Below are 15035 nucleotides of genomic sequence, written 5' to 3' on the forward strand. Positions count from 1 at the left end.
TCGTCGTGTCTGTTGCGTTGAAGGTGTTAGACATCTGCCACCTCCATATCGTGTGCACCGCCCATCATCAGGCCGATCTCGTCCACAGTGAGGCCGAGAGCCGGACGCGGTGCAGTCAGGCGTCCTTCGTTCAGGGCGGCGAAGTGGTCGGAGATTTCCATCAACTCGTCGAGGTCCTGAGAAATGACGATCAGACCTGCGCCCTGAGCGGCGAGGTCCATGAGGGCCTGACGAATGGCGGCGGCGGCAGAGGCATCCACGCCCCATGTCGGCTGGTTCACCACAAGGACCTTCGGGTCCTGCATCACCTCGCGACCGATCACGAATTTCTGCAAGTTGCCGCCAGACAAGGATCGTGCGGCTGAGGCCGGCCCTGGGGTGCGCACGTCGAAAGTCGAGATCACGTCCTTCGCGAACCCTTCGGCGGCGCGCCAGTTGACGAAATTGTTCTTGCTGAGCTTCTTGCGGATTGTGGCGGTCAAAACCGCGTTCTCCGTGAGGCTCATGTTCGGAGCGGCTGCGTGACCGAGACGTTCTTCCGGTGCGGCCAAGACGCCGATCTTGCGACGGGCGTTCGGGCCGAGGTTGCTAATGTCCGCACCAAGGAAGGTGACCGAGCCTTTGGCCGTTTTTGCTTCGCCAGAGAGCACCGACAACAGCTCGTCCTGCCCGTTGCCTGCAACGCCGCCAACCCCGAGGATTTCACCCGCGCGTAGCGTAAGGGACACGTTTTTCAGCGTCGTTCCGAACGGGTTTGAGGAGGCCATGCTCAAGTTCTCGACTTTTAGCAAAACCTCTCCGGCTTCGCCCGCCTCGCGCGTCGGAACGTGGAGCGTCTGCCCGACCATCATTTCCGCCATATCGCGGGCGGTGGTCGTTTTGGGGTCGCATTCGCCAACGACCTTGCCAAGGCGCAGGATGGTGGCCCCGTCACACAGCGCGCGGATTTCTTCGAGCTTGTGTGAGATGTAGAGGATGGACGTGCCTTCGGACTGAAGCTTGCGCAGGGTTTTGAAGAGGATTTCCACCTCCTGCGGCGTGAGCACTGATGTTGGCTCGTCCATGATCAACAGCTTCGGATCTTGGAGCAGGCATCGAATGATCTCTACCCGCTGACGTTCGCCCGCAGACAGGTCGCCAACAATGCGGTCCGGATCGAGCGGAAGCCCGTAGGTCTCGGAGACGTCGCGAATAGACTTTGCGAGTTCACCCATCTTCGGCGGGTTTTCCATGCCGAGCGCGACGTTTTCGGCCACAGTGAGAGCTTCGAACAGCGAGAAATGCTGGAATACCATCGCGACACCAGCGGCGCGTGCGGCTTGCGGGTTCACGGGCGCGTAGGGCTCGCCACGGAGTTCCATGCGGCCCGCGTCCGGCTTTTCCAAACCGTAGATCATTTTGACGAGCGTCGATTTCCCAGCGCCGTTTTCACCGAGAAGGGCATGCACCTCGCCCGCGCCGATGGAGAAGCTAACGTCATCATTCGCGCGCACGCCGGGGTATTCTCGGGTGAGCCCCTCAAGTTTCAATAGTGCTGTCACGCTATTCGCTCCTGCTCTTGAAGGGTGTGAATGTCTCGCGAAATCAGTTGGGCGCTGACGCCAATTGCGATTGCCTGCGGATGTTTGCCGAGTTCAGGCGCACCAATCGGGCAGGTGATCCGGCTGATGTCTGTATTCGTGTGTCCGAGCGCCGTGAGGCGGGACCGGAACCGCGCCCATTTCGTACGTGAGCCAATGAGACCAGCAAAGGAGAAGCCGTGGTCCAAGAGACGGTGGCACAACTCGAGATCGAGAGTATGGGAAAAGGTCAGGATCAGATGCTCTGCATCTGTTGGCGCATATTTGACCGCATCTTCGGGGTGCGCCGCACTCAGTGGCGTCACGCCCTCGGGAATGATCTCGGGGAAGCGGTCCGCCGAGGTGTCGACCCAAGTGATGTCGAACTCCGGCAGAGGCGCGAGCGTTCCGACGATAGCCCGCCCGACATGGCCTGCGCCCCAGACCCAAAGCGGGCGGGACGCACGGGTGATCGGTTCGACCATCCAGTCGCCGTAGAGTTTCGGCGCAACCACACCTTTGGCACGCGCGTCTGCCAGTGCCTTTTTGACGGCGAAGGGCATGTCTCCCGGGCCACGGGCGAAGAGGTCTTCGGGAACCATGTCTGCGGTTTCGAACACTTCGGTCAGGAGCGTGACAGCCCCGCCGCAGCATTGACCCATTGCAGGACCAAGAGGGAGGCGCTGAAGCCGTGGAGCGGTGAAGGCGGCTTTTGCGGCCTCAAACTCCAACGTGCCACCACCGATGGTGCCGGACTGCCCTAAGCCGCTCTCCGTCTGCCACACGAGCATGGAGGCGCCGACCTCACGTGGGGCGGAGCCTTGGACTTCTGCGACAACAACACGCGCGACTGTGCTGTGCTGCTCAATTGCCGAGGCGAGGGCTTTGCGGTCGAAACTCATGCTTTTGCGGCTCCGCGTGCGCGTTTGATCGCCGCGAGACATTCCTCGGGCGTCGCGGGTGCATTCAGGGCAGGGTAGGCCGGACCGCAGGCCGCGCAGGCGTCAGACAGTGCGAGGAAGGCGGAAATCCCGAGCATGAAGGGCGGTTCGCCGACCGCTTTGGAGCGGTAAATCGTGTCCTCGCGGTTGCGGCCATCCCAGAGATCGACGTTGAATACGTCGGGCGCATCGGAGCATGCGGGGATTTTGTAGGTCGACGGGGCGTGCGTTTTCAACACGCCTTTCTCATCCCACCAGAGTTCCTCGGTCGTGAGCCAACCGGCGCCTTGGATGAAACCACCCTCAATCTGCCCCTTGTCGAGCGCTGGGTTCAGGGACGCGCCTGCGTCGTGCAGGATGTCAGTGCGCAGGATACGGTTTTCGCCGGTGAGCGTGTCGAGCGCGACCTCGGTGATGGCGATCCCGTGAGCGAAGTAGAAGAACGGACGTCCTTTGCCCGCGATCCGGTCCCACTCAATCTTCGGCGTCTTGTAGAAGCCCGTAGACGAGAGCGACACGCGGTTCATGTAGGCGAGGCTCACGAGCTCTTCGAACGACATATCGTGGCTGCCGAACTTCACGCGCCCCTCGGACCAGGTCACATCACTGTCGCCGAAGCGGTCGAGGATAAAGACCTCCAAGCGAGTGCGGATGCGGTCACAGGCGTTTTTCACAGCCATGCCGTTGAGGTCGGAGCCGGACGACGCAGCCGTCGCAGAGGTGTTCGGGACTTTGGCAGTGTCGGTCGCGGTGATCTTCACCTTGTCCATCGACACGCCGAATTCCTGCGCGGCGACTTGGGCGACCTTTTGGAACAGACCTTGGCCCATCTCAGTGCCGCCGTGGTTCAGGTGGATCGAGCCGTCATTGTAGATGTGGACCAGAGCACCCGCCTGATTGAGGTGGGTCAGCGTGAAGGAAATCCCGAATTTGACGGGGGAGACGCCGAGGCCCTTTTTGATCAGTGGGTTCTCAGTGTTCCATTTTTCGATGGCCGCTTTCCGGTTCACGTAGTCCGAGGTTTCGAGCAGCTTCGCGGTCATGCTGTGCAGCTCGAAATCTTCAATTTCCTGACCGTAGGGCGTAAGCTTGCCGCGTGGTGTCATCTGACCGCCGGATTGGGCGGCGTGCCCGTCGGTATGTTCGACGCTGCCCAAGGAGGTCGGTTCGCCCTCGACGCCGACGACATGATCCTCTGGCAAGCCGTCACCTGCAGTCGGGACCACCATCTCGTCGTAATAGTTGAGTTTGCGAACTTCGATCGGGTCTTTGCCGAGTGTGTGTGCGATGTGATCGACGACGCGTTCAATGCCGAGAACGCCCTGCGGCCCACCAAAACCACGATAGGCCGTGTTGGACTGGGTGTTCATCTTGAGCCGGTGACTCTCAATCCGCGCGTTTGGCAGGTAATAGGCGTTGTCGGCGTGGAGCATCGCACGGTCCGCGACCGGCAATGTCAGGTCCATCGACCACCCCGCGCGCGTCAGTTGCAGGAAGTCGATGCCGAGAATGCGGCCGTCTTCGTCAAAGCCGCAGGTGTAGGAAATGCGGAAGTCGTGGCGCTTGCCGGTGATGATCATGTCATCGTCACGGTCGTAGCGCATCTTACAAGGTTTTCCGGTCTCTTTTGCTGCGATGGCGCAGGCGATGGCGAGCCAGTTACCCTGCGATTCCTTGCCGCCGAAACCGCCGCCCATCCGACGGGTTTCCACGCGCACTGCGTGCATCGGCACATGCAGGGCATGAGCGACTTTGTGCTGGATTTCAGACGGGTGCTGCGTCGAGGAATAGACGATCATGTCGCCGCCCTCTTGTGGGGCACAGGCAGCGGCTTGGCTTTCGAGATAGAAGTGTTCTTGGCCCCCCATTTCGATCGTGCCCTCGATCACATTCGGGGCGCTGGCAATGGCGGTGGCACTGTCGCCGCAGCTGTAGATGCGCGGGCCGTCTTCAAAGCGGCTCTCGGCCTCCATCGCGGCGTCATAGTCGAGCAGCGCAGGTTTCTCATCGTAAGAGATCTTCCCGAGCTTCGCGGCCTTGCGCGCAGCGTGGTGAGATGTTGCGACAACAAGGAAGATCGGCTGGCCGATGTATTGCACGAGGTCGGAGGTCAGAAGCGGTTCGTCACCGAGAGAAGGCGAGCAATCGGGGATATGATCGCCGAAGTCTTCTGCCGTGAAGACTTTGACAACCCCCGGCGCGGAGCGGACAGCGTCCAAATCCATCGCCGTGATCGTTCCATGCGCGATGGTCGAGAGGCCGAACGCAAGGTGCAGCGCGCCTGCCGGAAGCGGGATGTCGTCGATGTAGCGGGCTTCTCCGGTAACGTGGAGTTTCGCAGCGTCGTGCGGGAGTGCGGAACCAACAGCCATTATGCGCCCTCCTTCACATCAAGAACCGAGGTCGCGAGGCCCTGACTTTCAGCGAAGTAACGGCGGAGCATGTTTTGGGCGGCCTCAAGACGATAGGCAGCAGAGGCGCGCATATCGGTCATGGGCTGATAGTCTTCCGCGAAGGCGGGCAGGGCGGCTGCAATCGTCGCCTCGTTCCACGGCTGTCCGATCAGCGATGCTTCGACAGCTTTCGCGCGGGCCGGTGTTCCCGCCATGCCGCCAAACGCAATCCGCGCATCGGTGATGGTGCCGTCTTTGACAATGATGTTGAACGCGCCGCAGACTGCGGAGATGTCCTGATCGAACCGTTTGGAAAGCTTGTAGGCCTTCAGGTCGTTGAGGCCGGACTTTGGAATGGTGACGCTCTCGACAAACTCCGATGCGCCGCGATCCTGTTTGCCATACGCAATGAAAAAGTCCTCAAGCGCAATGGTACGACGGTCCTCGCCTTTGCGAAGTGTCAGAGAGGCGCCCGCGGCGATCAGCGGCGGCGGGCTATCCCCGATGGGGGAGCCGTTGGCGATATTCCCGCCAAGGGTGGCGGCTGCACGCACCTGCGTCGAGGCAAAGCGACGATACATTTCGGAGAGTGATGGCGAGGAAGATTTGAACAACCCGACCAAATCGGCGATCGGGGTCAAGGCTCCGATTTCGTAGCTGTCTTCGGTCTCGGTGATGTATTTCAGGTCAGAGACGCCGTTTAGGAAGATGATCTCATCCAGTTCGCGCATCTGTTTGGTGACCCAAAGGCCCACGTCAGTGGCGCCCGCGACCAGAACCGCGTCCGGACGCATTGCATAAATACCTGCCAGCTCGTCGGCGGTTTCCGGACGCTCAACGATCGAAGGCGCATCGAACGGCACATGGTCTAAACCGTCCGGGACGGCCGCGTTCTCAATCTTGCGGGCAGCTTTCAAAATCGGCGCGTAACCTGTGCAGCGGCAGAGGTTTCCGGCGAGAACATCTTTGTGCGCCTTGTTCCCGTTCGCGTGCGCGGTGACGAGCGACATGATAATGCCGGGGGTGCAAAAGCCACACTGGCTCCCGTGTTCTTCGATCATCGCCGTCTGCGCCGGATGAAGCGTACCGTCTTTTGCCAAGCCTTCGACGGTCGTCACCGATTTGCCCTGCAACTGGGGCAAAAAAAGGATACAGGCGTTCAGAGGTTTTTTGCCGTCTACGTCTTCGACCATGACGGTGCAGGCGCCACAGTCTCCTTCGTTACAGCCTTCCTTGGTTCCCGTCAGTCCGCGGGTCTCTCTGAGATAATCAAGGAGTGTGCGTGTCTGCGATTCATTAGTTGTGATGATTTCGCCGTTAAGCCGAAAAGTGATCTCCATACGGTCAGACCAGCCGCTTTCTTTTCCCTCGACACAGGCCCGATGCGGCGGAAAGCCTGTGCTCATTATTGTGATCAAAACCGCTCCGCGAGTGATTTTGCAAGCTCTTCTCGCAGTAAAAACGCTCAGGCTTTGTTCGAATGATCAAAAAGAGTGCAGATTTAGCGAGCTGTGGATAAACCGGTTTTTGGGCTTGGACTGTCTTCGCGGCTTGGGTAGCTTGTCCCGCAAATGAGCGATCCAACATTTATCCATCTCCGTGTGCACACCGAATATTCGCTTCTCGAAGGGGCGATGCGGCTCAAGAAATTGAGTGGAATGGTTGCGGACATGAATATGCCCGCGGTCGCGGTGACGGACACGAACAACCTGTTCTGTGCGCTCGAGTTTTCCGAATATGCAAAAGGCGCGGGGCTACAGCCGATCATCGGCTGTCAGGTGGATGTCGCCTATGTGGAAGCGCAGCCGGGGGAGAAGCCCAAGGCACCTGCGCCGGTCGTGCTGCTCGCGCAAAACGAGACCGGTTACGAAAACCTCATGCGCCTCAATTCGTGCCTTTACGTGGACAAGCACGAAGGCATCCCACAGGTCACTATCGCGGAGTTGGAAGAGTTCTCTGAGGGACTGATCTGTTTGACGGGCGGGGCACTCGGGCCGATTGGCAAGCTGATTTCCGACAACCACATGCCACAGGCGCGTCAACTTCTGGAGCGCTTTCGGGACATTTACCCGCAGCGACTCTACGTCGAGTTGCAGCGCCATCCGGGCGAAGATGGCAGTTTGACCGAGGCGGAACGGCTCACAGAGCGTCCGTTCGTCGAGTGGGCTTATGACCTCGGGTTGCCGCTCGTTGCGACCAACGACGTCTATTTCCCGAAGGCGGACATGTATGAGGCGCATGATGCGCTCATCTGTATTGCCGAAGGCGCCTATGTCGATCAGGCGACGCCGCGTAGACGTCTGACGCCGCAGCACTATTTCAAATCACCGGCAGAAATGGCCGCACTTTTTGCGGATCTGCCCGAAGCGCTCGAAAACACTGTCGAGATCGCAAAGCGTTGTGCGTTCAAAGCGTACAAACGCGATCCGATCCTGCCGAAATTCGCTGATGACGAGGTGGAGGAACTTCGCAAACAGGCGTGGGACGGTCTAGAGGCGCGTCTTGCTGTGATCGAACCTGCCGCGCCGCGCGAGGAGTATGAGGAACGCCTCAAATTCGAGCTGGGCATCATCGAGCAGATGGGCTTCCCCGGCTACTTCCTGATCGTTGCGGACTTCATCAAGTGGTCGAAGGACAACAACATTCCGGTCGGGCCGGGGCGGGGGTCTGGTGCAGGTTCGCTCGTCGCTTATGTGTTGACCATCACCGACCTTGACCCGCTCCGCTACAGCCTCCTATTCGAACGTTTCCTCAATCCGGAACGTGTGTCGATGCCCGACTTCGACATCGACTTCTGCATGGATCGCCGCGAGGAAACGATCCAATACGTCCAGCAGAAATACGGTCGTGATAAGGTGGCTCAGATCATCACCTTCGGTGCGCTACTGTCCAAGGCGGCGGTGCGCGACGTGGGGCGTGTTCTGCAAATGCCGTACGGTCAGGTGGACCGCCTCTCGAAACTGATCCCCGTCGAGGGGGTCAAACCGGTTTCGATCAAGCAGGCGCTCGAAGACGAACCGAAACTTCGCGAAGAGGCCCGCAACGAAGAGGTCGTGGATCGTCTTCTCACCTATGGCCAACAGGTCGAGGGCCTCCTGCGGAACGCCTCGACCCACGCGGCGGGTGTTGTGATTGCGGACCGTCCGACTGACCGTCTTGTCCCGCTCTACCAAGACCCCCGCTCCGATATGCCCGCGACTCAGTTCAATATGAAATGGGTGGAGCAGGCGGGCCTCGTAAAGTTCGACTTTCTGGGCCTCAAGACGCTCACGGTGATTCAGTCCGCGATGGACTTGATCTTCAAGAACGGTCGTCCGCTCCACATCGCGCCGGACGGCACGCAGCTCTATGAACCCGCGCCGGGCGGTGAGAACCAGATCAACCTTATCCCTCTGGATGACGAGAAGAGCTACAAACTCTATTCCGACGCGAAAACGGTCGCTGTGTTCCAGGTGGAAAGCTCGGGCATGATGACTGCGCTTCGTCAGATGAAGCCGACCTGTATCGAAGACGTCGTCGCACTCGTGGCGCTTTATCGTCCGGGCCCGATGGAAAACATCCCGACCTATTGTGACGTGAAACACGGGCGCAAGGAGCTTGAGTCCATTCACCCGACCATCGACCACATCCTCGAAGAGACGCAGGGCATCATCGTCTATCAGGAGCAGGTGATGCAGATCGCTCAGGTGATGGCGGGCTACTCTCTCGGCGGCGCCGACCTTTTGCGTCGCGCGATGGGTAAGAAGATCAAAGAGGCGATGGACGCCGAACGCCCGAAATTCGTTGAGGGCGCGAAGAAGAACGGAGTTGATCAGAAGAAGGCCGAAGAGGTTTTTGCCCTTCTCGAAAAGTTCGCGAACTACGGCTTCAACAAATCCCACGCGGCGGCCTACGCGGTGGTGTCCTATTACACCGCTTGGCTGAAGGCGAACCATCCGGTCGAGTTCATGGCCGGTGTGATGAACTGCGATATCCATCTCACGGACAAGCTGTCGATCTACGCCGAAGAGGTCAAGCGCGGCCTCGATATCGAAATCGTTCCGCCCTGCGTGAATCGCTCTCTCGCGACCTTCGATGTGGTGGATCAGAAACTGGTCTATGCGCTGGGCGCGCTGAAAAATGTCGGTGCGGAAGCGATGCAGTTGATCGTCAACGCGCGATTGGACGGAGGTAAGAACGGCGAAGGCAAGCCGTTCGTGACGCTTTACGATTTCGCCCGCCGCGTTGACTTGAAGAAGGTGGGTAAGCGTCCGTTGGAGATGCTCGCACGTTCAGGTGCGTTTGACCTGCTCGATAGTAACCGCCGCCGTGTATTCGAGAGCCTTGATGCGCTGGTGCAGTATTCGGCTGCCATCCACGAACAGAAGGCCTCCAATCAGGTGTCGCTCTTTGGCGATGCCGGAGAGGACCTGCCCGAACCACGTCTGTCGCCTGTGGCGGACTGGGTAGCGTCTGAGCGGTTGATGGAGGAGCAGAAAGCGATTGGCTTCTACCTCTCTGGCCACCCGCTCGACGATTATGCCGGTGCGCTAAAGCGCAAGAAGATTGCGACCCTCGCAGATGCGCAGGCCAAAGCGGAGGCCGACGGCGCCGCGATGGTCAAGGTTGGCGTCATGGTGTCGGGTTTCCGTCCGATGAAGTCGGGCAAGGGAACGCGGTATTTTCGGATGAACATCTCGGATGCGACGGGCCAGTTGTCCGGTGTCGCGATGTTCCCGAAAAAGGGCGAATACGAGCCGACGCTGCAAATCTTTGAGGCGCATGACAAGGTCGTCATGACGCTAGAAGCGCGGTTTGATGATGGGCAGTTCGACCCGATGATCCGCTCGGTTGCGCCGATGGAAACCATCGTCGCGGATGCGGGCGGGGTTGGTCTCAAGATCTTCTGTGATGAAGTCGGGGCGATCGCGCAAATCAGCGATTTGCTCAACCGCGTGACGCAGGATGCGCGTCAGCCTGCGCGTGGGTCGGTCAGTTTCTGCATCATGGATCCGAGTTACCCCAACGAAGTCGACATCGAGGTTCCGCAGAGTTTCGTCATTACGCCTGAGGTCAAAGGCGCGATCAAACACGTGGATGGGGTGATCCTCGTGGAGGATTTCTGATGCGTTGGATCGCACTCTGCGCCGCGCTGGGCCTGAGCGCCTGTCAGATGTCATTGCCGGGTTTGGAAGCTCCGGTCGCCGAGTCGGAGGAAGGCGCAGTTGAAGCCCCGGCTGAAGCCGAAGTGTCGAAATCAGGCTTCTTCAGCTTCCTGAAGCCTAAAAGCCCAGCGACCTCCACAGATGTCGAAGAGATCGCATTTTCTCCGCGTCCCGAGACGTTTGGGGTCGAGCAGGAAGTGGCTCCGAGCGAACTGACTGCTCACGCCCCGAAGAAATCCATCTTCGGCTTTCTGTCCGGTGGCGAAAAGGAGGAGGTTGCTCCTGTTTCGACTGTAAAAACAGGAGAGGTTCTGCCCTTCGGTGAGATCGGTGTGAATTGTGAGATCAGCAAACGGAAGATGGGCAAGAAGGTCGAGCAAAGCCCGAGCACGGGGTCGGCTCAATGGAAGCTTTACGACTCTGACGCCGAGAGCACGGAGCCGCGCTCTCAGTACATCACCGGTTTCTCAGACGGGTGCGCGCGTCAGGTCACGGCCTCCCTCGTCATGTTCGGTTCCGCACAGTTTCACGAGTTTCTGCGCTACGAGGACAGCAACGACACGCGCTGGTCCGATGCCGACAAAGCCTATGAGAAGATTAAACGGCAAAGCTGTGGCGTTGGCCGTGGAAAACCGTGCCCCGCTGATCAGCGGGGGCCGCTCGACCAACAGGTTGCCTTTGTGACGGTCTACCCCCAATTCGAGAGCGGGAACGCGTGGGTCGAACTCTTGCTGAATGCAGGCGAGCTGGTCAGCGAAGAAGAACACGAGGTCGAAGAGTAACCCGCCCCCGTTTCACCAATGCGGCGGACGCTGATCCGCGAGCGCAATGGATCCTTCAGTATCCGACTGACGCAGGGCTTCAGCTTCCATCAGCATGCCCAAGCGACGCTCAGCCACTTCAAGAATGCGCTCCTGTTTCGCGACGACATCGGACAATTCCTCGACCGTTTTGGTGAGGTGGGCGACCTGTTCTTCGAGCGCGACGATGCGATCCTCTTTCGACATTTCAACTCCTCCGTGCTGTTGCGTGCCCTTCGCGGGCGAAAAAGGCCAAGTTTCATCGGTGTCCGCCTTTGCTCGGCTTGCCCCTCTGCGCCCCTTGCGATATGCCGCCCGCAAGTTCGTGTGCAAAAGGACCAGACATGGCCAAGCCCAAGAAAACCCCGCGCCCCAAGGCAGTGACGCCGAAGGGCTTTCGTGATTATTTCGGCACCGAGGTGACCGAGCGCAAGGCTATGCTCGATCAGATCGCTGAAGTCTATCATCTTTACGGGTTTGAAGCTCTGGAAACCTCTGCGGTCGAGACCGTTGAGGCGCTCGGCAAGTTCCTTCCGGACGTGGATCGCCCGAACGAAGGCGTCTTTGCATGGCAGGAAGATGATTCCGATTGGGTCGCGCTCCGCTATGACATGACAGCACCGCTGGCCCGTGTTGCCGCCCAATATCGTCAGGATCTTCCGACGCCTTACCGTCGCTTTGCCATGGGTCCGGTGTGGCGCAATGAAAAGCCGGGTCCGGGTCGTTTCCGCCAGTTCTACCAATGCGATGCGGATACCGTCGGCGCGCCGTCCGTGGCTGCGGACGCTGAGATTTGCGCGATGCTGTCTGACACGCTGGAGGCCGTCGGCATTCCGCGCGGCGATTACATCATCCGCGTGAACAACCGCAAAGTGCTCGATGGCGTTCTGGAGGCTGCTGGCCTGCCGGATACTGAAGAGTTCGCCAACGTGCGCGGCATTGTCCTTCGGACCATCGACAAGCATGACAAATTTGGTGACGCGGGCGTCATGGCGCTCCTCACCGAGGGCCGCAAAGACGAAAGCGGCGACTTCACTAAGGGTGCGGGGCTTGCGACTGAACAGGTCGAACTGATCCTCGGCTTCGTGAATGGCCGCCAAGACAGCAACGCGACGACGCTTGATCGTCTGGCCTCCCTCGTCGGAGAGGCAAAAACGGGTCAGGAAGGCGTCGATGAACTGCGTCAGATTGCAACCCTTCTCGAGGGCCAAGGCTACGGCCCCGACCGCATCGTGATCGACCCCGCCGTTGTCCGTGGCCTCGGCTACTACACCGGCCCCGTCTATGAAGCGGAACTGACCTTTGAAGTCACCGACGAGAAAGGCCGCGTGCGTGAGTTTGGTTCTGTCGCAGGTGGCGGGCGATATGATGACCTTGTGAAGCGTTTCACTGGCCAAGCGGTCCCCGCGACCGGCATGTCCATCGGTGTGGACCGCTTGCTTGCCGCGCTGCGTGCCACGGGCCGGATCGGGTCGACCGCGCAAGGGCCGGTTGTTGTTACTGTCATGGATCGCGACCGGATGGCCGATTACATGGAGATGGTCACAGAACTGCGTCAGGCAGGCATCCGCGCGGAGGTCTACCTCGGTAACCCGAAGAACTTCGGCAACCAACTCAAATACGCGGACAAACGCGAAAGCCCTGTTGCGATCATCCAGGGTGGTGACGAAGCAGACCGCGGTGTTGTCCAGATCAAAGACCTGATCCTCGGCGCGAAGATTGCGCAGAGCGCGTCGCTCGAAGAATGGAAAGACCGCCCGAACCAATACGAAGTGCCGCGCGCAGAGCTTGTCTCGAAAGTCCGCGAAATCATCGAGAGCTACAACTGATGGCCCGTCTGGATATTCCGAAAGCCGAGGTGAAGGCAGAGGCCGCGCGCCTCAAAGCGCTTTTTGAGGCGCAGGGCGCGCAGGGTGTGGAGATGGACATTCTCCTGCCTGCCGAAGTCCTGCTTGATCTCTACGGCGAAGATATTCGTGCCCGCGCCTATGTGTCTACGGACCCTGATCGCGGCGAGATGATGTTGCGTCCGGACTTTACCGTGCCGATGGTGCAACAGCACATGGACGACGGTGCAGAGCCTGCGCGCTACACCTACGCCGGCGAAGTCTTCCGCAAACAGGAAGACGTTCCGACCCGCGCGAATGAGTATATTCAGGTGGGCTATGAGGTCTTTGACGGCTCGGATCCTGCCGCCGCGGATGCCGAGGTCTTTGCGACTTTTGCCGATGCGCTCAACGGTTTGGACCTTCGCGCCGCGACTGGGGATATCGGCATTCTCATGGCCGCCGTCCGTGGTCTGAAAACGACCGAACGCCGCCGCGCGGCGTTGTTGCGCCACATCTGGCGCCCGCGTCGGTTCCGCGCGCTGATGACACGTTTCTCCGCAGCTGGCACACAGTTGCGCAAACAGAACCTTGATCGCGTCCGCGCCAACCTGAAAGAGGCCGAAGCTCCCTTCATCGGTCTGCGTGCGCAGAGCGAGATTGAACAGCGGATCAATGCGCTCGAAGAAGACGCCACAGAGGCTCCGATTTCCGAGGGCGAAATCGAATTGCTCGAAGATATCCTGTCGCTGAAGGAAACGCTTCCGAACGTCCTGTCGCAACTGCGCGATATCGCCGTTGATCTGCCGGAAATCTCCAGGGCTGTGAGCCTCTTGGGAGATCGCTGTGAAGCGCTGGCGAAGCGTGGGGTCGATGTCGACAACCTCGATTTTGAGGCCTCCTACGGCCGCACCTCAATGGAATACTACGACGGCTTCGTCTTTGGCTTTTATGCCGAAGGCCGCCCCGATCTGCCCCCCGTGGCAACTGGCGGGCGCTATGACGCGCTGACGGCAGTGCTCGGGCAGGGGCGCTCGATTCCCGCAGTCGGTGGCGTGATGCGGCCAGGTCTGATGCTCGCTCTGAAGGGAGACGCGTGATGGTTGTGAAACTGGGCGTGCCCTCCAAAGGGCGGTTGATGGACAAGACGTTCGACTGGTTCTCCGAGCGCGGTGTGACCCTGTCGCGGGCCGGTGCGGAGCGCGAATACTCCGGTGCTGTCGAAGGGATCGATGGGCTGGAACTGGTTCTGCTGTCTGCCTCCGAAATTCCACGTGAACTTGCGGCCGGGCGTATTCACCTCGGCGTCACCGGATCTGATCTGGTGCGGGACAAGCTCTCCGCTTGGGACAGCAAAGTGTCGGAACTCGCGCGTATGGGCTTCGGTCACGCAGACCTGATCATCGCGGTGCCGAAGTGCTGGGTAGATGTGGATACGCTTGACGATCTCGATGCCGCCGCTGCGGCGTTCCGCGCGCGTCATGGGTTCCGCCTGCGCATCGCGACCAAGTATCACCACCTCGTCCGAGAGTTTCTCAAGGCGCACGGCGTTGCGGATTATCAGCTTGTGGATAGCCAAGGCGCGACGGAAGGCACTGTGAAGAACCTCACAGCCGAGGCCGTCGCGGACATTACGTCGACGGGGGAAACGCTGCGCGCGAACCATCTGAAGATTCTGAGCGGCGAACCGGTTCACCGCTCTCAGGCCACACTGTTCAAGAGCCGTTCCGCGCCGTGGACGGATGAGACACGCGCGACGATGGTCAAGCTCGAAGAGATGCTCGGCTTCGGGGATTAAACCCCGTCGCAGAGCGACTTAGATCACACCAATTTCCGCCAGCGTTTGTGCAAGGTCCGGTGGTAGATCGGGTTCGCTTTTCCGCCCGCGCGGCAAATCTGCGGGGGCGTCCTCCGGTTTGAGATAGCGCCAGCCTTGAAACGGGCGGCGTTGGGCGTTTGCGGTGCGGATCAACTCTTTGTCGAGCATAATCTGACAGCGACGCACGCCATCCGATCCAAAGACTTCTTCAAGGCCCACAATCCGTTGGCGCGCCTGGATGACACCCTTGATCACCCAGTAGAGCGATCCGCCGTTCAGGAGTTTTTCCTCTTGTTTCGGCCACATACGCGTGACGTGCCCGCGTGCAATGCCGGGTGCGAGAGAAATATAGCCTTCGAGCTCCTCAAAGGAGTCGACGCCCACGCATAATTTGACTAGATTTATGTGGTCGGCCACGCTTCACCCCCAAGTTGTGGTATAGTATAGGTCGATTGAAAGAGACTTCAAGCGGGCGATGAGGCGTTGAACTCTGTCCGCGAGAACGCTAAAGCACACGCCCTGACTGCTGCCAATCAATACCGGAATAGACTCA

At 59.6% G+C, this 15035-nt stretch carries 11 protein-coding genes; 5 read left to right on the forward strand and 6 right to left on the reverse strand.

What is annotated here, in order from left to right; translation table 11 throughout:
• Positions 1–26: 26 nt before the first annotated feature.
• Genes LA304_RS04340 through LA304_RS04355 form a run of 4 tightly spaced genes read right to left on the reverse strand, consistent with a single transcriptional unit; the run spans position 27 to position 6233 of the window.
• Entirely contained in the window at positions 27–1541 is a 1515-nt protein-coding gene (locus LA304_RS04340; RefSeq protein ID WP_224501895.1) for an ABC transporter ATP-binding protein, read from the reverse strand.
• Complete coding sequence (gene xdhC, locus LA304_RS04345) at positions 1538–2461, reverse strand: xanthine dehydrogenase accessory protein XdhC (protein WP_224501896.1); 924 nt, start codon at positions 2459–2461, stop codon at positions 1538–1540. Before xdhC ends, LA304_RS04340 begins: the two co-directional genes overlap by 4 nt.
• A complete protein-coding gene (xdhB, locus tag LA304_RS04350; RefSeq protein WP_224501897.1) occupies positions 2458–4872 on the reverse strand; it encodes a xanthine dehydrogenase molybdopterin binding subunit in 2415 nt (804 codons plus the stop codon). The genes xdhC and xdhB overlap by 4 nt, the downstream gene beginning before the upstream one ends.
• A complete protein-coding gene (locus LA304_RS04355; RefSeq protein WP_224502475.1) occupies positions 4872–6233 on the reverse strand; it encodes a xanthine dehydrogenase small subunit in 1362 nt (453 codons plus the stop codon). Before LA304_RS04355 ends, xdhB begins: the two co-directional genes overlap by 1 nt.
• 231 nt (positions 6234–6464) lie before the next feature.
• Between LA304_RS04355 and dnaE the strand changes: the two genes are divergently transcribed.
• On the forward strand, positions 6465–9998 hold the full coding sequence (dnaE, locus tag LA304_RS04360) for a DNA polymerase III subunit alpha (protein ID WP_224501898.1): 3534 nt from the start codon (positions 6465–6467) through the stop codon (positions 9996–9998).
• Positions 9998–10819: a hypothetical protein gene (locus LA304_RS04365; protein WP_224501899.1), complete on the forward strand. Its 822-nt coding sequence runs from the start codon at positions 9998–10000 to the stop codon at positions 10817–10819. The genes dnaE and LA304_RS04365 overlap by 1 nt, the downstream gene beginning before the upstream one ends.
• Positions 10820–10831: 12 nt before the next feature.
• Here LA304_RS04365 and LA304_RS04370 read toward each other — a convergent pair whose 3' ends face one another.
• On the reverse strand, positions 10832–11044 hold the full coding sequence (locus tag LA304_RS04370; RefSeq protein ID WP_224501900.1) for a SlyX family protein: 213 nt from the start codon (positions 11042–11044) through the stop codon (positions 10832–10834).
• Between the two features lie 137 nt (positions 11045–11181).
• Between LA304_RS04370 and hisS the strand changes: the two genes are divergently transcribed.
• From hisS to hisG, 3 genes are read left to right on the forward strand one after another with little or no spacing between them, the layout of a single operon-like run.
• Positions 11182–12666: a histidine--tRNA ligase gene (gene hisS / locus LA304_RS04375; protein ID WP_224501901.1), complete on the forward strand. Its 1485-nt coding sequence runs from the start codon at positions 11182–11184 to the stop codon at positions 12664–12666.
• The gene (locus LA304_RS04380) at positions 12666–13763 is read left to right on the forward strand and encodes an ATP phosphoribosyltransferase regulatory subunit (RefSeq protein ID WP_224501902.1); all 1098 of its coding nucleotides are present in this window, start codon (positions 12666–12668) and stop codon (positions 13761–13763) included. Before hisS ends, LA304_RS04380 begins: the two co-directional genes overlap by 1 nt.
• A complete protein-coding gene (gene hisG, locus LA304_RS04385) occupies positions 13763–14461 on the forward strand; it encodes an ATP phosphoribosyltransferase (protein ID WP_224501903.1) in 699 nt (232 codons plus the stop codon). Before LA304_RS04380 ends, hisG begins: the two co-directional genes overlap by 1 nt.
• 18 nt (positions 14462–14479) lie before the next feature.
• Here the strand turns inward: hisG and LA304_RS04390 are convergent, their stop codons facing one another.
• Entirely contained in the window at positions 14480–14899 is a 420-nt protein-coding gene (locus LA304_RS04390; protein WP_224501904.1) for a DUF1489 family protein, read from the reverse strand.
• Positions 14900–15035: the final 136 nt, after the last annotated feature.

The organism is Celeribacter litoreus (genome assembly GCF_020165855.1).
GTDB classification, from domain to species: Bacteria; Pseudomonadota; Alphaproteobacteria; order Rhodobacterales; family Rhodobacteraceae; genus Celeribacter; species Celeribacter litoreus.

Bases quoted from the DNA above. Each gene is read 5' to 3' on its own strand.
- xdhC (WP_224501896.1), bottom strand. From the start codon at position 2,461: ATGAGTTTCGACCGCAAAGCCCTCGCCTCGGCAATTGAGCAGCACAGC.
- xdhB (WP_224501897.1), bottom strand. From the start codon at position 4,872: ATGGCTGTTGGTTCCGCACTCCCGCACGACGCTGCGAAACTCCACGTT.
- LA304_RS04355 (WP_224502475.1), bottom strand. From the start codon at position 6,233: ATGGAGATCACTTTTCGGCTTAACGGCGAAATCATCACAACTAATGAA.
- dnaE (WP_224501898.1), top strand. From the start codon at position 6,465: ATGAGCGATCCAACATTTATCCATCTCCGTGTGCACACCGAATATTCG.
- LA304_RS04365 (WP_224501899.1), top strand. From the start codon at position 9,998: ATGCGTTGGATCGCACTCTGCGCCGCGCTGGGCCTGAGCGCCTGTCAG.
- LA304_RS04370 (WP_224501900.1), bottom strand. From the start codon at position 11,044: ATGTCGAAAGAGGATCGCATCGTCGCGCTCGAAGAACAGGTCGCCCAC.
- hisS (WP_224501901.1), top strand. From the start codon at position 11,182: ATGGCCAAGCCCAAGAAAACCCCGCGCCCCAAGGCAGTGACGCCGAAG.
- LA304_RS04380 (WP_224501902.1), top strand. From the start codon at position 12,666: ATGGCCCGTCTGGATATTCCGAAAGCCGAGGTGAAGGCAGAGGCCGCG.
- hisG (WP_224501903.1), top strand. From the start codon at position 13,763: ATGGTTGTGAAACTGGGCGTGCCCTCCAAAGGGCGGTTGATGGACAAG.